Below are 19,251 nucleotides of genomic sequence, written 5' to 3'. Positions count from 1 at the left end.
GAGTGGGGAGTGGGGAGTGGGGAGTCAGGAGATAAGGAAACATTTTCTGACTCTTCCTCGTGATCCAACGCATTCAAAATCCGACTAATCCGGCGAATATGCCCAGAAAAAGTAGACAAACTTTGCTGTAAAGATTGTTCATCCCCAATATCAGCTAATACCTGGTCAAACCAAGGTATTTCTACTGGTTCACGGGCAGGAACAAATAAACCCACCTTGGCCATTAATGCTGCTAAGGCTAAGGTTTTTAAAGTAACCGTTTTACCCCCAGTATTCGGCCCCGTAATCGTTACTACCCGGAGATGGGGACTGATGAGTAAATCCACAGGAACCACAGCTTGACCATGTTCGTGCTGCTGTTGCCACACTAGCAGGGGATGGCGTAATTGCCTCAGAGTAATAATTTCATTATCTTCACGGTTGATAAATCTGGGCGGATTCGCTCCTAACCAAAAACTATACCTAGCTCTAGCAGTGGCTAAATCCAAAGTCGTCACAATTGCTAACAACCGTTCTAAATCTGGCTTGACTGCTGCTACTTGCTGTGTTAGCGTGCGGCGAATCGCTTCTTCTTCTGTTTGCTCTCTTCTAATCGTCTGCCGCAGTTGGTTACCCAAAGGCACTATAGAATTAGGCTCTACATAAAGAGTCGCGCCACTGGTAGAAGTATCATGGACAATGCCGGGGATGGCATCTTTTTGGGGTAATTTCACGGGGATCACATAGCGATCGCCCCGTTGAGTTATTAGCTGTTCTTGAACTGCTCCAGATTTTGCTTGTAAAATATTTTGCAGTTTTTTAGTAATTTGACTGCGGATTTTACGCAGGTCTGTGCGAATTTCTCCCAGTTTGAGACTAGCACGATCAGTTACTTGGCCTCGTTCATCAATACATCGGTGTATTTCTTGCTCTAATTCCGGATAAGTCCGCAAATCAGCAACTAAACTAGCCAGTGTGGGCAAATCTTCTTGGTTATCAATGACACGGCGTAAATTCCTTGTCCCTGCCAAAGTCGTAGCGATCGCCAGCAGTTCATCCCCTGCTAAAATCCCGCTAAGTTCGGCACGTTCTAAGGAATCACCAATATCTTGAATCCCCTCAAAAGATAGTCCTGTGGTCATCCGGGTTTCCAGTTGGTAGACTTCTTTGGTTTGTGCTAACAACTGCTGACTGGCGGCTTGAAATGCCGGGATTTTCAGATGAAGTGATGCGATCGCCCCTAGCTTAGTTGCCGCAAATGTGGAAAGATGCTGGCAAAGGCGATGCCATTCGAGTAGTTCTAAGGTCTCAGATTGGATCAAGGCTTCAATGTCTAATCTGAAGGAATTGTAACAATTCTAGCTCCACAAAGGTTAAAACTTAAAGAAGAAATTTTCCTAAATTCCTATTCCGGCTATACTTCTCCCGGACTACCAAAGCATAAGTAATAACTGATAATTTCAGATTGCCCTTTAGATTTAAGACAAATTTCAGATTTTACATATTTACAAAAAACTATTTTATGTGTTAAGAAAAATTTGATTTCCCGGAGAAATCCTAAAAAATATAAATAAATATTTTCTTGTATTTAAATAAAAATTAATTGTGAAATATAAAATGTACAATGTTGCCTGGAAAGCTGTAATCTCTCATCAAAATTTAGTGTAGCAGAACTGCCAAATACATAGCATTGACAAATTTTTATGCTGTTTAGCCAGGCCAACTTGCCTTATTGGATATTCCTGGGAATGGGAGTATTGCTGTTTTTGTTTGTGATTATTTCCGGTGGAGGAGATGCAGATGCAGATGCAGATGCCGAATTTGATGCCGATGCCGATGGCGAATTCAGCTTTGGAGCAGTCCTGGGATGGATAGGTATTGGTAAGGCTCCACTCATCTTGCTACTAGCAGCAGATTTGAGTTTGTGGGGCGTTTTTGGACTGATATTAAATACTTTAGCTAGTGGCATAATTCATGGCGATTTCGCTGCCTTTATCAGAGGTGCTATTTTATTAATTTCGTTAATTATCAGCTTATTAGTAGGAAGATTTATCGCAGAAGTAATTGGCAAAATTTTTGCTGATTTTGGTGAAGATGCCAGTAGCGATCGCTTGATTGGCTGTGTGGGTACTGTGACTTCTTTTTATATTCCTAGTGAAAGTGAAGGAAAAATTGGACAAGTAGATGTCCTGGACATAAAAAATAATTTTCTGACAATTAGTGCCGCTTTACCAGAATGGGCAACTATTGCACCACAACGTGGTGAGCAAGTGATTGTCATTGAAAATAAATCACAAAATTATCTTGTAATTGCCAAAGATACAACAGATGAACAACTTTGGTTAGCTAACTCCAGCCAGAAAAATCAAACTTAAATAATCAGGGGCAAAATTATGTTATTTTGGTTAACTTTTATCCAGTCTTTACCAACTATTCCTGTCTCAGAAATTTCCCCAATTCAGTTACAACCAAAACAAGACCAAAACAGAACATTCGCTCAAACTATCTCACCAGTCACAGTTCCACCAACGATTGCTCAAATCAATAATGGCTTGGTATTACCAGGAGTTATTGCTGCTTTAATTTTCTTACTTTTATTAAGCTTATATGCTTATACAAGAATTTATGTAGTCACACCCAATAACGAGGCTTTCGTCAGGACTGGGGGTTTGTTCACTAAAAAGAAATCGGTGATTCTTTATGGTGGTTGTATTGTTTTACCAGGATTTCATCAACTCACCCGTGTGCCTCTGCGAGAAATTTCTATTGATGTAGAACGCACGGGAAAAATGGCTGTGCGGACTAAAGATTATCTGAGAGCAGATATTAGAGTCACATTTTATGTGTGTATAAATGCCTCAGAAGAAGATGTTTTGAAAGCAGCAGCCAGATTATCTCAAAGTGGTACAATAATTAGCTCTGACGACATTAAAAATGCCTTAGAAAAACGGGCAGATGATGCCATTAGAGCCGCAGCCAAAACCAAAGAAATCGCCGAAATTGATTCGGATAAATTGGGTTTTGCTCAAGAAGTGTTGAACTTAGTGGGGCCAGATTTGAAAAAAGTCGGCTTAACTTTGAATAATATTGCCATTTCGGAAATTTTAGAAAGTGTTACCTATGATCCTGATAGTTTCTTTGATGCCCAAGGTGTGCGCTTACGAACCGAAATTATTCAGCGTTCGATTCAACAAAAACGGGAAGTTGAATTAACAACTCAAGTAGCAATTGAGCAAAAAGAACTAGATGCCCAAAAGCGATCGCTACAAATTGCCCAAGAACAAGAAAGTGCCAGATTAGAGCAAAAATTTCAAGTAGAGGCACTCAAGGCACAGCGCGAACGGGAAATCCAAGAAGCAAAAGATAAAGAAGCCGCAGCCATTCAACGCAGCCGAATCTTGCAAGAAAAATCAGTTGAAGAAGAAGAAATTCGCAAAAAATTATCTTTGCAACAAAGCCAAATTGATGCTGACATTGCCTTAGAAGAACGCAATAAACATTTAAATGTGTCACAATCACTGCAAAAACAAGAAGCAGAAATTGCGGAAATTTCCCGCAAACAAAAAGTAGAAGCTGGTAGACTCAAAGCCCAAGTAGAGATAGTCGAGTCGGAAAAACTAGCACGAATTGCTCAAGAAGATTTAGAAATTGCGATTTCTGCGAAAAAACGTGAAAGCTTTCTCGCCCAAGCACAACAAGCCACAGCCGAAGCATCAGTTCAGACAGCCGGAGAAATCGAAAAAGCCGAACGTAACAAGCGTTTATCGACAATTGCGGCCGAAAGAGAAGCCCAACAACGCAGCATAAGCGATCGCAACGTTGTCGAAATCGATGCCTTCCGCCGTCGTCGTCAAGCAGAAATCGCTCAAGAAGCCGCAGAATTAGAAGCTGAGGCTATTCGTATCCTCGCAGCCGCTAACCGCGATAAAGTTTTAGCAGAAGCAGAAGCCCTAAAAGTGAAAATAGCCGCCGAAAATACGATTAGTAACGCCAACCTCACAGCCCAAATGCTCACTACAATTTGGCCAGGTTTAGCTGATAAACTTCCGGAAATTCTCACAGCCCTAGCCCCACAACCTGGAGTTTTAGGAGATACTCGGATTTACTCATTCCCTGGTGCCAACGGCAGTAATGGCGCTCAAGATATTAACAAATTAATGCTCTCTACCAGTGGGCTTTCCTTAATCAACACCCTACTTGACGAAGGCAAATTAGGCGAATTAATCGGTCAAGTTAGTCAATTAGTGCGTAGTAATAACCAAGTAATCACTGACACAGACAGTAATCTCTCCTTAATTAACAACTCAATACCAACCCACAGCCAAAGCAACAAAGAAATAGGCTAAATCAGTTATCAGTTATCAAGCCAGCAGACAGACTTGGTTTGTTTAGCCCCAGGTTTCTGCCTGTGGAGGGATAGTGTGAAAACTCACAGAGAATTGGTTAACAATTTGCCCCAGACTCTTATCCTTTAGAAATTAGTGGTTAATGGCCAAAAAAAACGCTCCAAATCCCCTCACAATTTGATACCCTAGCTTAAACAGATTTGAGAAAAGTTAAAGCGTGGAAATTCAACTTGGGCGGGGAAAAACAGCTCGTAGAGCTTATGGAATTGATGAAATTGCTCTAGTCCCTGGTAGCAGAACACTCGATCCGAGTCTGGCAGATACAAAGTGGACTATTGGCAATATTGAGCGAGAAATCCCAATCATTGCCAGTGCAATGGATGGCGTAGTCGATGTCAAGATGGCTGTAAAACTGTCACAGTTAGGAGCATTAGGAGTCATCAACTTAGAAGGAATCCAAACTCGCTATGCTGACCCAGAGCCGATTTTAGATCGAATTGCCTCGGTTGGGAAAAGTGAATTTGTTTCCTTAATGCAAGAACTTTATGCCGAACCGATAAAGCCGGAATTAATTGAAAAACGTATTCAGGAAATTAAACTTCAAGGTGGCATTGCGGCGGTGAGTGCTACCCCAGCCGCAGCCAGTAAATATGGTGAGATAGTGGCAAAAGCTGGGGCAGATTTATTTTTTGTGCAGGCTACGGTAGTCTCTACGGCACATTTATCGCCAGATTCGATAGTTCCCTTGGATTTGGCGGAATTTTGCCGTTCTATGCCCATCCCAGTGGCGTTGGGGAACTGTGTGACCTATGAAGTTACCTTAAATTTGTTGAAAGCTGGGGCGGCTGCGGTATTAGTGGGAATTGGCCCTGGAGCGGCTTGTACCTCTCGTGGTGTTTTGGGTGTGGGTATACCACAAGCAACGGCGATCGCCGATTGTGCCGCCGCCAGAGATGATTATTATCAGGAAACTGGTAACTACATTCCGATTATTGCCGATGGCGGTTTAATCACTGGTGGAGACATTTGTAAGTGCATCGCCTGCGGTGCCGATGGTGTGATGATTGGTTCTCCCTTTGCCAGAGCCGCCGAAGCTCCAGGCCGGGGTTATCATTGGGGAATGGCAACTCCTAGCCCAGTCCTGCCTCGTGGGACCCGCATTAGCGTTGGGACGACTGGTACCCTAGAGCAAATACTCATCGGACCCGCCGGACTAGATGATGGCACTCATAACCTTGTGGGAGCCTTAAAAACTAGCATGGGGACATTAGGAGCCAAAAACATTAAAGAAATGCAGCAAGTTGAAGTGGTAATTGCTCCTTCCCTACTAACCGAAGGTAAAGTATACCAAAAAGCCCAACAATTAGGCATGGGTAAATAAACAAAATGGAGAATAGGGAATAGGGAATCACTAATAAAAAATAAATTTTTTCCTATTCCCCACCTCCAAACTCAAATTCTTCAGAAAAAATTTTCTAGACTCTTACACAATCTCTGGAAAAATCCGATATCTCGCCTACAATAGAGATAGCGGAGACGCATGTTTCCGTTCACTCCTCACACCACACTCCGCCCGGACTATTGTCTGGGCGGTTCCTTATGTTTGTGCATAATTTCTTTAGTTTCGTTGCAAATGTACATTTTTGACTTCTAAGCAGCTGTTTTTGCTATGGTAGAATTTTCACCAAACTCAGAAATATAATTGGCAAAGGTTTTTAGGCATGTCAGCAGCCGAACAAGTTACGGATTCTAGTTTTAAGCAAGAAGTACTCGACAGCGATGTTCCAGTTTTGGTTGACTTCTGGGCTCCCTGGTGCGGTCCTTGCCGCATGGTAGCTCCTGTTGTCGAGGAAATAGCCGGTCAGTACGAAGGTCAAATAAAAGTTGTGAAACTCAATACTGATGAAAATCCTCAAGTTGCTAGTCAGTACGGTATTCGCAGCATCCCCACGTTAATGATTTTTAAAGATGGGCAAAAAGTTGATATGGTTGTCGGTGCCGTGCCTAAAACTACATTAGCTAACACTTTGGAAAAATATCTTTGAAACTCAATTGGTAGCAAAATCCATTTGAGTCTTTCATCTGCTTTAGATTTAGGTAAATCTTTGTTAAGAAGTTTGCGAGGCGCGAAAACTCGCGTCTCAAAAAAACTTTTTCCTGTGGTAAACATTGTCGGATTACCACTGCTAAAGTAATGTGTTATTCCTAAAAATGTGGTACAGCTTCTGGAGCATTATGGTATTTGTTTAAAGACTTAGTTCGCTCTAGGACTGCTGTATGTTTATTAAATTCTTCCCCAGTGCCTTGGTTAAATTTGAAACAAAGGTGCTTTTTAGTATGAAAAAATTGTGAATAGTTTTTATATCATGACTGGGTGCAGCAGTTGTAAACAGCATTCCAAAATCAGGTAAAATGTAGTGCCATTGTAGCGACAGTTCTCATGACCTCATCTGCGTCTTTTGACACATTAGAGACTCTCCAGGCGGATATCGCTGAACTATTTGATCGTTTACCAACCTTAAAAAATCGGCCACTGATTCAGCAGGCATTGGCTACTATAGTGCGTCTAGCTGAGAGTGAGATTGAACGTCTTGATTGGAAAATATTGTCATCTGCTTTAGCAGATATGGAGCGAGGTTTCCAGCTATTTTATGACTACCGACACGTCCGCAAAGTAACTATTTTTGGTTCAGCTCGTCTATCGCCAGCAACACCAGAGTATCAGATGGCCCTTGAGTTTGCTCGCGCTGTTTGTCAGTTAGGATTCATGGTGATGACAGGCGGCGGCGGCGGTATTATGCAGGCGGGTCACGAAGGCGCTGGGCGAGATAATTCCTTTGGCTTAAATATTCAGTTACCCTTTGAGCAGCAAGCAAACCCATTTATAGAGGGTGATCCGAAGCTGATTCATTTTAAGTATTTCTTCACCCGCAAATTGTTTCTCCTCAAAGAAAGTGATGCTGTGGCTTTATTTCCTGGAGGATTTGGGACTCAAGATGAAGCTTTTGAGTGTATGACCTTAAGCCAAACAGGTAAATTTGGCCCTGTTCCTGTAGTTTTAATTGATCATCCAGGTGGCGATTACTGGCGGTCTTGGAGCGAATATATTGATCAAAAACTGGTGCAAAAAGGTCTTGTGAGTCCTGAAGACCCCAACCTGTACACAGTCACAGATAACCTGGAAGTAGCTTGTAATGCGATTACAGGTTTTTATCGCGTTTATCACTCTAGCCGCTACGTAGGTGAGCAGTTGGTGATTCGTCTGTCAGCAGATTTATCAGATGCTGCGGTAGAAAAGTTAAATGCTAACTTTAGCGACATTCTGGTGAAAGGAAAAATTGCCAAAAGTCAGGCTTTGCCTCAAGAAAATCAAGATGAGACAATGGAACTACCCCGCCTCGTTTTGTACTTTAACCAACGTGATTTGGGTCGTTTGTATCAAATGATTGCGGCAATTAATCAGATGGGTACGCCTTCCGTTGAAGAACAGGCACATCCAGAAAGAAAATAACTACTAGGGGTGGATTTTCCACCCTATGTTTTTCTGGTTGTGCTGACAAGTATGTCAAATATCTGGGAATAACTTCCGCCAGAAGGTAAAAACTTGCTCATGCTCCGCTATAATCCACCTCATTACCAGATGAGAAAAACAGCAGTTATCTTTGATCAATACTGATTCGCATGAAAAAGCCTGTATATTGGCACAGGAAACAACTTAGGGGAATAAAATATGCTGGAATTATTGGGTTCAGGTTTAGTTTCTTTGTGGCTGGAAATGGCTGGGGTACAAATTAAGCCTACAGAAGCCCTAGAGGCATTAGCTTGGCAAAGTAGCCCTGGCTTGGTTCTAGCACCTGATCCAAATCCCGCCGGTTCCACTACAGTCCAGCAATATTTGCAAGAACTGATTTCCTCGAAGTTGATAGCGGAAAACTTAGCTGAGAGTCAAGGTATTTGGATGCAGTCGGGGCCAATGTTGATGGCAAATCATCAAGGTACAACTCCTCTCCCGGCTGCTTCTTTAACTAAGATTGCTACTTCACTTGTGGCGTTGAAAACTTGGGGACCAGACCACCAATTTGAAACTTTGGTCAGCACTACGGGGCCAATAGTTAACGGGGTATTGCAGGGTGATTTGGTGATTACTGGTGGCGGTGATCCGATGTTTGTTTGGGAAGAAGCGATCGCACTGGGTAATACTCTGAATAAAATGGGGATCAAACAAGTAAAGGGAAACTTGCTCATCAGCGGCAGTTTCGCCATGAATTTTGAACCAAATCCCATATTAGCTGGGCAGATGCTCAAGCAAGCACTGAATCACACGACTTGGACTCGTCCGGCAAATTACATATATTCCATCATGCCGAAGGGGACAGCTAAACCTCAAGTTGTGATTACGGGTAGCGTGAAATTAGCAACCCAACCAAACCCGCAACAAACCCTATTAGTGCGCCGCCGTTCTTTACCTTTGCAGCAATTAATTAAGGAAATGAACGTTTTCAGTAACAACGTCATGGCAGAGATGCTGGCGGAATCGGTAGGAGGAGCGGCTGTTATGCAATCGCAAGCGGCCAAACTAGCTGGAGTACCGGAGGCAGAAATTCAGTTAATTAATGGTTCAGGACTAGGAGTAGACAATCGGATTTCTCCCAGAGCCGCCTGTGCGATGTTAATGGCAATTCAACGGGAAGCAACTACCCATAAAATTAATGTGGCTGACTTGTTTCCTACAGCTGGATTTGACCGTCGGGGAACAATGCAAACTAGAAAAATGCCCTATGCCACTGTGATGAAAACTGGTACTTTGCGGGAGGTAAGCGCTTTAGCTGGAGTCATTCCTACACGCGATCGCGGTTTGGTATGGTTTGCTATTATTAACCGTGGCCCACAAGTATCAGCTTTCCGCGCTAATCAAGATAAGCTTTTACAAACTCTTGTCAAACAGTTAGAAGTAGTTCCCAATATTCCCACTACCATTACTCCCCACTCTCCTAAATATTTTTCACCGGAATTGGGTGCAGCTAGTCGTAACGAAATTTTGTTAGTTGCAAATAAGACTAATTCGTAATTCGTAATTCGTAATTCGTAATTCGTAATTCGTAATTCGTAATTTAGGAATTAGCTTTTATTTCAGATAGTTTGCTTATTCATTCCTCAGTCCCCTACACATCTGCTTCTTCCTAATTACTAATTCCTGCATCTTGAGGAATAATTTCCGTGACTACTCTGCCGCCAGATTTTCCACTTTTAACTACAATGTCCTCTGTTTGCAGATTACCGACGGCTGTTTCACCTGTAAAATTTATTGGTGGGTCAACTTGACGATAAATCACATTTCCCTGCGCTTCTAATAATTTTTTGTCCAGATACCAATTTAGCTGATTAGATTTGAGGGACTGACGACGCTGCCCTATGGCGTTGACATTGCCTGTTAAATTCACAATTTTTTGCTGTATTTTCATTTCGCCTTGATTGGCGGTTACAGTCACATTTTCGGCACGCTGGACAACAGTGATCGGGGAATTTGTCTTCACAGTTTCTGCATTCATGTCCCAGATCATAGAGTTACTAGCTATTTGCGTGGGTGGGTCTACTAACTCTAACTGGGCATTTTTTTTGATAGTAGCAATTTTAGTTTTTAAGTTGACTTCGGCAGCATCTCCCTGGCCACGGTCAGTAATTTTATTATTGTTATAGCGGTCAATTTGGATGGGGCGATCGCTTGTTAATGTTTCTTCTTTAATTCGCCAAGTTAAACTCTCACTTCGCATTTGCATTTGGGGATCAACGGAATTAGCTATTACGCCACCAGAAAATTCTATGCGCTGTTCGCGGGTTTTAACTCGTGCTTCTTGCGCTACTGCTTTGAGTTGTTTATGAGTCCCATTTAGTTGATTGCGGACAATTAATAAATCTTCTTGAGGCAACCACTCTAATTCATTACCTTGCAATACAATACCATTGACAGGATCTGTAGCCAGGATCTTTCCCTTGAGAAATAGCTTCTGACCATCCTGTTCAATATCTGCTTTATCTGCTTGTATTTGGTAAACCGGTTTGCCGTCTTGGTATAGTTCACCAACGGGATTTTCCGCCTCACCAATTTGTTTTTCTTTAGTGTATATCGCTTTTTTAGATCGAACTTTCCAAACTGGTCTTCCTACTTCGTCGGCTTGTTCTAAAGTGACATCAAAAAAGGTCAAATTGCTTTCTTGGGGAGATGAATCAGCATCATCTGATTGAGAAGCCGTAGGGGTAGATCCCCCACAAGCAACTAATCCAAGTACCAATAAACAAGTTAAAGGCAGGTAAAACCAATTTGCTTTGGGTTGTAAAGAATTGAGAGATGGGAATGAAAATAAGCGGCGTAAATTTGGTTTATTTTGCCCTTTTTCACCACAATTTACTCTCTTTTTCGGCCTGCCTTTGGGATAATTCATTAATCTTGGATTTCTAACTGTTGATCAGCCTCTCTGATATCTTCCAGAAAACCCATGCTGGAGAGAGGCCGATATGGATAGCTTTGGCGCGGGTTTTTTTGAATATCTTCTTTGATGGCTTCTAAATCAATATAGCGATCGCTAACATTGATTAAACTATCACTGGTCATTGAGCGCAAACTCACCACCTCTACGCGCACACCACGATAGCTGACTGAATTGACAGCATAGGCCAAATCCCCATCACCACTGACCAAAACTGCGGTATCATAAGAATCTACCAATGCCATCATATCTACGGCAATTTCTACATCCAGGTTGGCTTTCTTGGAGCCGTCAGGTAACTGTACTAAATCCTTAGCGATGACGCGGTAGCCATTGCGACGCATCCACAACAGAAACCCTTGTTGCTTCTCGTTTGTGCGGTCTACACCAGTGTAAAAGAAAGCACGCAACAGTCTAGAACCGCCAGTTAATCGGCAGAGTAGCTTCGTGTAGTCAATTTCGATTCCCAGTTGTAATGCAGCATAAAACAGGTTGGAACCATCAATGAATATAGCTACACGACCTCGATTCTCTAAGACTTGTTCCGGGGTAAAGATTGAGTCATTTTCCAAATTATTCAACATTGTTGTCATACCTCATTATTATGCTTGTTATATTTGATACTGTTTTTTCGAGATGTTATGCTAGAACAGCTTATGATAAGGTTTCGGAGCTAAGTAACTTAAGCCCCGATCAGTTTTTTGAGAAAATTAAGAAATTCAACAGAATCGAAAAATGATGAAAAATTAAAAATACTAATCGTTTTTGGCAATTTCTATGCGCTTAAAGACGGGTTGTGGTTTACCCAACGATTGTTCACTGGTTAGTACCCCCCATTTTGCATGGATAGCAAAAGGGGCAAGCATTGAAGTTTTTATTTGATCATTAAAGTCAATTCCAAAGCCCAGCTGCTGATAAATAGCGTTACTGATATTCGGAATTACTGGGGACAGAAGATAAGCTGCTAGTCTAACAGATTCTAGAACTGCGTAAAGTACCGTTTCCACTTCTTGCTGCTTTCCTTGTTTATATAGTGACCAAGGGGCTTGATCATCAATAAACTTATTACTGGTTCGTACCAGCAACAGGATAGCTTCGCAGGCTTGGTTAAAAGCTAGCGCTTCATAAGCTTGTTGTACCTTGTCCCCTAGACGTAAACCAATCGCTTTCAACGGATTTTCGTCATTAATGCCTTCATTTGCAATTGTTAGTCCATCACCAGTACAGTATTTCTTCACCATGTTTAAGTTGCGATTGAGCAAATTACCTAAGTCATTAGCCAAATCTGCATTCAAAACATTAATGAATCTAACTTCATTAAAATCGCCATCTTTGCCAAATTCGATTTCCTTAAGGAAGTAATAACGAACGGCATCACTACCATAACTTTGAACTAGCCCGATGGGATCGAGGGTATTACCCAGAGACTTACCCATTTTTTGACCATCTTTAGTCAAAAACCCATGCCCAAATACTTTTTCTGGTAAGGGTAAACCAGCCGACATCAGCATGGCCGGCCAATAAACTGCATGGAATCGGAGGATATCTTTACCAATTAAATGTAGGTTGATTGGCCACCAAGTTTCTAAGGCGTTGGCTAAAGTTGCTTCTGCATCTGGTTCTAGTAATGCTGTGACATAAGCTAGCAACGCGTCAAACCAAACATAAAGGGTATGCTGGGGATCAACTGGGACAGGAAAACCCCAGTCGAGATTTACCCGCGAAATGGAAAAATCCTGTAACCCTTGGCTGACAAAGCTCAAGACTTCATTTCGACGACTTTCTGGTTGAATAAAATCTGGTCGAGATTGGTAAAATTCTTCTAGTTGGGCTTGATAATTAGATAGGCGGAAAAAGTAGTTTTGCTCGTCCCGCCACTCAACTTCCTTGTTAGTATGAATAGGGCAGCGCTTTCCCTCTAGTAGTTCCCGTTCTTCTTTAAATTCTTCGCAGGATACGCAGTACCAACCTTTCTGTTTTCCTTGGTAGATGTCGCCTTTTTCCCAGACTCGCAAGAAGAACTCTTTGACGATGGCTTCATGACGGGAAGCAGTAGTCCGACTAAAACGATCATATTGAATATTTAATAACTGCCATAACTTGATAAAGCTAGGCACAATTTGATCACAAAACTCTTGTGGCGGTTTCCCTAAACTCTCTGCTGAACGCTGAATTTTCTGCCCGTGTTCATCTGTACCTGTAATCAGCAATACCTGATGCCCTAACAGCCTGTGAAACCGCGCCACCACGTCTGCTGCTATCGTTGTGTAAGCACTGCCAACGTGAGGAACATCATTTACATAATATAGGGGTGTTGTCAATGCAAATCTTTTTTCTGTTTTATCCACTAAATCCATACAAAATAAAAAAATAAATTATTAAAACGTTTTCTATTTTACTTTTACTGGTAAATCTACGCAATTATATAATACTACTACTTGTTTGACTAACCATAACTTAATATTAGCAAATTTCTGATGACAAGAATTTTTTATTGATATGTATAAATCCGGCTAGCATATACTCACAAAACATCATTCATTTATTCATAATTATTTCTAATGATTGCTATCATAATAATAGTGACTGTGAATACATATATCTAAAGTTTGAAACCGTAGCTACCTTTATGGATAAAATTTTTCTACCTGAAGACTGCCTGAGTATCAATAAAAAAATGTAAAAATCAAGTTAATATCAGCTGCGATATTTTTGGAAAAAATATATTAATGTAGGTATGAGTCCAAATAGTCCCTTGGATCTTTCTCGCTATTTCCTGGCGGCGTTATCAACGCAAATGTTTCGCTATTACGAAAATCGCATTCCCAAGGATGCTAGCGTTTTAGTAGTCAGCAATCACCGTAGCTTTATGGATGCACTGATTTTAATGTCGGCGCTATCCAGACCAATTCGCTTTGCTTGCCATCACTATATGGGACAAGTCCCAGTCATGCGGGAGATTGTCACGGGACAATTAGGCGGCTTTCCCTTAGAGGATCAGCCCAACCGCCAGCAAAGCTTTTTTGAACAGTCACAGATAATTTTACAGTCAAAGCAGATGGTGGGTGTTTTTCCTGAAGGAACTCTCCCAATGGTGACATCTACTCAGCCCAATCAAATAGGTGAATTTCACCGAGGATTTGCTCATTTAGCATTGCGGTCTAATGTGGAAGATTTAGCAATTTTACCAATTGCGATCGCTTCCCTGGAAGAAGTAAATACTCATGGTTTACCTCTACGACTGTTAAGTTTCTTTGACCCTTCAGAACCTTTATTTAATCAAGGAGGTTTACATCCCTTGGTGATCTATCGTCGGGTGGCTGTGTTAATTGGTCACCCTTATTGGATAACACCACAACATCAACGGAAATATCACGGTAAACAAGCGAAAAATGTGGTGAATGAACTAACTGAACATTGCCATGATGAGATTGCCAGTTTACTAAAGCAAGGTTGTGATTAAACAATGGGATATTGTTGATATATCAACGATTCCAGGGTGGAAAAATTGAAAATTGAGAATTATTTTTTAGGGGAATTTCAACCATGATTTAAACACAAGCTGCGTATTAAAATACGCCTTTAGCATTTCCTGATATTAGGGGTATGATCACCTTTTTTTCCTACTCAATGAAAAAAGTTATATTTGATCCTGTGGCATTTTCATAAAAGTTTTTGGGAAACATCACAAATAGGTTTTAAACGAGTATTTTAAAGTTGATTTGTCTATCCTTGACCAGGTAATTAATCTAATGCTTTTTTATAAATGTATTTGATTTTAACTATTTAAGTTATATTCAATGTGGTTTTTACTACAGACGATATGATTTTATCATAAAACCAAAAAGTTGAATTTAAATTTGACCATGCCAAAAGTTGAGCTAAAGCCGTGTTTCCTGACTCCTAACCGAGTCAAACTAGAATATCCTCTGTTTGTGTATTTACCAGGATTGGATGGAACTGGTGAATTATTGCGATCGCAAACTGCTGGCTTAGAAGTGGGCTTTGATGTCCGGTGTTTGGCGATTCCCAGACAAGACCTCACCACCTGGGAAGTGTTAAGCAATAACGTCTTGGACTTGATCCATGCCGAATTAGAAAAAAGCTCTCAAAGACCAGTTTACCTGTGTGGCGAGTCCTTTGGGGGTTGTTTGGCAATGAAAGTAGCAACCCAAGCACCACAGTTATTTAAGCGGATCATCCTGATTAACCCAGCATCTGCCTTTCAGCTGCGTCCTTGGTTGACTTGGACATCCCAATTTACTTACTTTGTCCCAGAATACTTTTATGAAATTGGCGCACTAGGGTTATTACCCTTTCTGGCATCCTTGGCACGTATTCCCCGCCATCTGCGTCACGAACTGCTAAAAACCATGCGTTCCGTACCCCCAGCCACAGTTAACTGGCGATTGTCTCTCCTGAAGGAATTTAATGTAACTGAAGCCCAGTTACGCCGACTAACTCAAGCAGTTTTGCTAATTGCCGGTGCAGGCGATCGCCTTTTGCCCTCAGTACACGAAGCCAGACGCTTGGTAAGTATTTTACCTAACCCCAAGATGGCTGTATTACCTGACAGTGGACACGCCTGTTTACTAGAACATAATATTAATCTCTATAAAATCTTGCTGGATCAAAATTTTGTAGAACATCCGGTGAAAACATTTAAAGAGTTAGAGACTAAGGGTTGAGAGGGGAGTAGGAGGCAGGGGAGCAGGGAGCAGGGAGCAGGGGGGAAGACGGCAACTTCCCAATGACCAATGACTAATGACTAATGACCTTTAAATTTGCTCATTCTGGAGGATGTCAGCTCATGCCATTTTCGCTACAACTGAAACAAGAGGTTATTAATATGGTGCTTAACAATGGCAGAGAAATCCCAACCAGAAATAGAGGTGAACAAATCAGATAATTCACCCACAGAAGACCATAAATCTGTATGCGAGTCTTTGGCTGAAACTGTCCAGGCGGTTGGTAAGGTAGGAGAAGCAATTACCCATACCGCCGCCGAAGCTGGCAAAATTGTTTTAGATACATCCATTGGGGCGGGAGTAGTTGCTGCAAAACAAACATATAAATTAATTGAAAAAGGTACTCAAAGTACTGGTGATGTAGTTCATCACATCAGCGAAAATTGGTTAATTAGAAAACTAACTGGGGTATTAAATCTCAATTGGTTGATTAGCCCTAGTGAAAGTGTCAATTTGGAAAAAGCCGCAGCATCTGTAAATCAGCTCAAGCAAAAGTATCCTCACGAATCACCCAGTGAAATCGCCCACAGGATCATGATTGACAAAGCCACCAAAGCCGGAGGGATTGGTTTAGCCAGTAGTATTTTACCTGGAGTCGCGGCGGCGTTGTTAGCCATTGATTTGGCAGCAACTACAAAATTACAGTCAGAAATGATTTATGAAATTGCTGCGGTTTATGGTTTAGATTTAAAAGATCCCGCTCGGAAGGGTGAAGTTTTGGGAATTTTTGGCTTGGGTTTGGGTGGTGGTCGCCTTCTGAGATTGGGCGGTTTAGGTTTGCTGCGAAATGTGCCGTTTGCTGGTGCGGCGATCGCCACTAGCTCCAATGCCACAATGATCTATTCTTTGGGATATGCAGCTTGTCGATTTTATGAAGCCAAGCTAGATGAATCAACTTCCCTAACTTCCCCAGAAACGTTAGCCACCTTACAAGCAGAAAGTGAAGAGTATCTAGAAACTGCTTTAGCGCAAGAAGCAATTATGGATAAAATTTTAGTGCAAATGATCCTCGCCAGTTATCCTCAGAAGACTTGGGAAGAAATTTTACCAGAATTAAAAGCTGCTAATTTGAGTGATGAATCATTGCAAGAGATTGCTCAAAACATCAAATCACCCCAGCCTTTAGATCAGCTATTAACACAACTCAATCCTGATTTTGCCATTGCTTTAGTAGCTAGATGTCAAAAAATTGCCCAAGAAAATCCTGATTTGTCCAGTCCTTTATTAGCCCAGTGTGAGAAAATTTCCCAACTTAAGGGTATTGAAAACTCGTAAATTATTAATATGAGCGAGTTCTTCTAGAGGTTGGTGATGTCGGCAAAAGACTTGTTTCACGAAGCAGTCAGACGTGGATTAGAAAAAGACCAGTGGATAATTACGGATGATCCACTTCAACTGGAATGGGAAGAAGTCAAAGTCAAAATTGATTTAGCCGCCGAGCGGTTGATTGCAGCCGAGCGAGGTGAAGAGAAAATTGCCGTGGAGATTAAAAGCTTTATTGGGACTTCAGCTATTAGTGATTTCCATACGGCTTTGGGACAATTCCTGAACTATAGAATTATGCTGGAAGTGAATGAACCTGAGCGTCTGCTCTACTTGGCAATTCCCCTAGAAACTTATGAAACCTTCTTTCAAAGTCAATTTGCTCAGATGATCATCAATCGCTATCAATTAAAACTCATTGTTTACGAACCTGTAACTGAGGAAATTGTGCAATGGAGAAGCTAGAGATTTATCGTTCCTGCATCCAAACTCTTTTAGAAAAACATAGTCAGTATAAATCCCACGAAGAAGATGTAGAAAACGAGCTATTTTTTGACTCAGTGCGAGACCATTACCAACTCATGAGAGTGGGTTGGAAAGGCTTAAAGCGTGTTTATCACACGATCCTGCACTTTGATATTAAAGACGGCAAAATCTGGCTTCAACAGAACACAACTGATATTGATGTTGGTCAAGAACTATTAGAGATGGGCATTCCTAAAGAAGATATAGTTCTAGGGCTACATCCCCCATACAAACGTCCCTATACAGGGTATGGCGTTGCTTAAGAGAGCTTTCAGCCAAGAAAAAAGAATTTTAAGAGATACTGGTACAAGCAGGAAAACTTAGATAAAATCACAAAATGAAAATTCAACCTAGTAACACGCCTCTGCTAGAGTGGGCAGGCGATAGTTTGGCAATTGGATTATTTGAAGATGCAGTAGAGTTAACTGGTGAACTAGCAAAATTAGATGAGCAGTTTGCCGGCGTTTTAAAAGAACTAATTGCCGAGGAAGAATTTACAGCCAAAGCCTACAGCACCATTTTTACGCGTGTAAGTGCTAGTAGCCCCATCCGTAAAGTAATTTTAGTCGGTTTGGGAAAACCAGAAGCTTTAAAACTAGAAACCCTGAGACGTGCTGCTGCGGCTGTGGCTAGAGTGGCAAAAAAACAAAAAAGCAAAAACCTGGGTTTGAGTTTGCCATTGTGGGATAACAAGGCGGCGGAAACTGCTCAGGCGATCGCAGAAGGTATACAACTAGCACTTTACCAAGACATTCGCTTTAAGTCGGAGCCAGAAAATAAAGGCGCAAAAATTGAAACCGTAGATTTACTGGGATTAGGTGGACAAGAAGCAGCCATTATCCTCGCCAATCAAATCGTTTCCGGGGTAAATTTAGCCAGAGAATTGGTAGCAGCACCAGCCAATGAGGTAACACCCATTACCTTGGCAGAAACAGCTCAAGCGATCGCCACTGAACACGGCATCCAGATAGAAATTCTCGAACGGGAAGACTGCGAAAAGCTTGGTATGGGAGCTTTTTTAGGAGTTGCCCAAGCTTCAGAATTGCCGCCAAAATTTATTCACCTCACTTACAAACCCGAAGGTACGCCAAGACGCAAACTAGCAATTATTGGTAAAGGTTTAACCTTTGATTCCGGCGGACTAAATATTAAAGGTGCTGGTAGCGGCATCGAAATGATGAAAATTGACATGGGCGGTGCAGGTGCTACCTTGGGTGCAGCCAAAGCCATTGCCCAAATCAAACCAGATGTAGAAGTTCACTTCATCTCAGCCGCCACGGAAAACATGATTAGCGGTCACGCCATGCACCCAGGCGACATCCTCAAAGCATCAAATGGCAAAACAATAGAAGTGAACAACACCGACGCAGAAGGGCGTTTAACCTTAGCTGATGCCTTGGTGTATGCAGACAAATTGGGAGTAGATGCGATCGTTGATTTAGCCACCCTCACAGGTGCTTGCGTTGTAGCCTTGGGTGAAGATATTGCCGGCTTGTTTACTCCCGATGATGCGATCGCGTCCCAACTGGAACAAGCTGCCCAAAGCGCCGGTGAAAAGCTGTGGCGGATGCCAATGGAAGAAAAATATTTTGAAGGGCTGAAATCAGGAATTGCGGACATGAAAAACACCGGGCCGCGTCCTGGTGGTTCTATTACTGCGTCCCTGTTCTTGAAGCAGTTCATCAAAGACACTCCTTGGGCGCATTTAGACGTTGCTGGCCCAGTCTGGACAGATAAAGAAAACGGCTACAACAGTTCAGGTGCTACAGGTTACGGTGTGCGAACCCTGGTTAATTGGGTATTGAGTGAGTAGGGAGTAGGGAGTAGGGAGTGGGGAGATTTGAAATTATTTTGCACTTATTCACTGTATTCTGCCTTTCCTTTTCTCCCCTGCACCCTGCCCCT

15 protein-coding genes and 1 pseudogene are annotated in these 19,251 nt (G+C 41.9%); 12 read left to right on the top strand and 4 right to left on the bottom strand.

Annotated elements, in window-relative coordinates:
- Window positions 1–1,301 (bottom strand): endonuclease MutS2 (locus AACX33_RS25895; protein WP_445253350.1); only part of this gene is annotated, 1,301 nt, incomplete at its 3' end.
- Window positions 1,302–1,682: 381 nt separating this feature from the next.
- Between AACX33_RS25895 and AACX33_RS25890 the strand changes: the two genes are divergently transcribed.
- The 6 genes and pseudogenes from AACX33_RS25890 (at window position 1,683) to AACX33_RS25865 (ending at window position 9,393) form a co-directional block, all read left to right on the top strand.
- Window positions 1,683–2,354 (top strand): OB-fold-containig protein, encoded by a 672-nt coding sequence (locus AACX33_RS25890; RefSeq protein WP_193997201.1) that lies wholly within the window; start codon window positions 1,683–1,685, stop codon window positions 2,352–2,354.
- Window positions 2,355–2,372: 18 nt separating this feature from the next.
- Window positions 2,373–4,325, top strand: a complete 1,953-nt coding sequence (locus tag AACX33_RS25885) for a flotillin family protein (protein ID WP_193997200.1) — start codon at window positions 2,373–2,375, stop codon at window positions 4,323–4,325.
- Window positions 4,326–4,542: 217 nt separating this feature from the next.
- Window positions 4,543–5,706: a GuaB3 family IMP dehydrogenase-related protein gene (locus AACX33_RS25880; RefSeq protein WP_193997199.1), complete on the top strand. Its 1,164-nt coding sequence runs from the start codon at window positions 4,543–4,545 to the stop codon at window positions 5,704–5,706.
- A 322-nt stretch (window positions 5,707–6,028) separates the two neighbouring features.
- Window positions 6,029–6,370, top strand: a pseudogene (gene trxA, locus AACX33_RS25875) (thioredoxin); the annotation flags it as partial.
- A gap of 395 nt (window positions 6,371–6,765) precedes the next feature.
- Complete coding sequence (locus tag AACX33_RS25870) at window positions 6,766–7,836, top strand: LOG family protein (protein WP_193997197.1); 1,071 nt, start codon at window positions 6,766–6,768, stop codon at window positions 7,834–7,836.
- Between the two features lie 219 nt (window positions 7,837–8,055).
- Entirely contained in the window at window positions 8,056–9,393 is a 1,338-nt protein-coding gene (locus AACX33_RS25865; protein ID WP_193997196.1) for a D-alanyl-D-alanine carboxypeptidase, read from the top strand.
- A gap of 112 nt (window positions 9,394–9,505) precedes the next feature.
- On the opposite strand, the gene lptC is transcribed toward AACX33_RS25865, so the two are convergent.
- The 3 genes from lptC to metG form a co-directional block, all read right to left on the bottom strand.
- Window positions 9,506–10,765: an LPS export ABC transporter periplasmic protein LptC gene (gene lptC / locus AACX33_RS25860; protein ID WP_227789360.1), complete on the bottom strand. Its 1,260-nt coding sequence runs from the start codon at window positions 10,763–10,765 to the stop codon at window positions 9,506–9,508.
- Window positions 10,765–11,394, bottom strand: a complete 630-nt coding sequence (locus AACX33_RS25855) for a LabA-like NYN domain-containing protein (RefSeq protein ID WP_193997532.1) — start codon at window positions 11,392–11,394, stop codon at window positions 10,765–10,767. The genes lptC and AACX33_RS25855 overlap by 1 nt, the downstream gene beginning before the upstream one ends.
- A 171-nt stretch (window positions 11,395–11,565) precedes the next feature.
- Window positions 11,566–13,167 carry a methionine--tRNA ligase gene (metG, locus tag AACX33_RS25850; RefSeq protein WP_193997195.1) on the bottom strand — a complete coding sequence of 534 codons (1,602 nt, stop codon included), beginning with the start codon at window positions 13,165–13,167 and terminating at the stop codon, window positions 11,566–11,568.
- Window positions 13,168–13,547: 380 nt separating this feature from the next.
- Between metG and AACX33_RS25845 the strand changes: the two genes are divergently transcribed.
- The 6 genes from AACX33_RS25845 (at window position 13,548) to AACX33_RS25820 (ending at window position 19,159) form a co-directional block, all read left to right on the top strand.
- Window positions 13,548–14,273 (top strand): lysophospholipid acyltransferase family protein, encoded by a 726-nt coding sequence (locus AACX33_RS25845; protein ID WP_193997194.1) that lies wholly within the window; start codon window positions 13,548–13,550, stop codon window positions 14,271–14,273.
- A gap of 403 nt (window positions 14,274–14,676) precedes the next feature.
- The gene (locus tag AACX33_RS25840; protein WP_193997193.1) at window positions 14,677–15,498 is read left to right on the top strand and encodes an alpha/beta fold hydrolase; all 822 of its coding nucleotides are present in this window, start codon (window positions 14,677–14,679) and stop codon (window positions 15,496–15,498) included.
- A 174-nt stretch (window positions 15,499–15,672) separates the two neighbouring features.
- Complete coding sequence (locus AACX33_RS25835; RefSeq protein ID WP_193997192.1) at window positions 15,673–16,833, top strand: hypothetical protein; 1,161 nt, start codon at window positions 15,673–15,675, stop codon at window positions 16,831–16,833.
- A gap of 36 nt (window positions 16,834–16,869) precedes the next feature.
- On the top strand, window positions 16,870–17,286 hold the full coding sequence (locus tag AACX33_RS25830) for a XisH family protein (protein ID WP_193997191.1): 417 nt from the start codon (window positions 16,870–16,872) through the stop codon (window positions 17,284–17,286).
- Window positions 17,274–17,609, top strand: a complete 336-nt coding sequence (locus tag AACX33_RS25825) for a XisI protein (RefSeq protein WP_193997190.1) — start codon at window positions 17,274–17,276, stop codon at window positions 17,607–17,609. Before AACX33_RS25830 ends, AACX33_RS25825 begins: the two co-directional genes overlap by 13 nt.
- Before the next feature lie 74 nt (window positions 17,610–17,683).
- On the top strand, window positions 17,684–19,159 hold the full coding sequence (locus tag AACX33_RS25820; RefSeq protein WP_193997189.1) for a leucyl aminopeptidase: 1,476 nt from the start codon (window positions 17,684–17,686) through the stop codon (window positions 19,157–19,159).
- Window positions 19,160–19,251 lie beyond the last annotated feature (92 nt).

The organism is Nodularia sp. LEGE 04288 (genome assembly GCF_963896525.1).
In the GTDB taxonomy this organism is placed as follows: domain Bacteria; phylum Cyanobacteriota; class Cyanobacteriia; order Cyanobacteriales; family Nostocaceae; genus Nodularia.
This window is presented reverse-complemented; position numbering and strand designations above follow the sequence as displayed.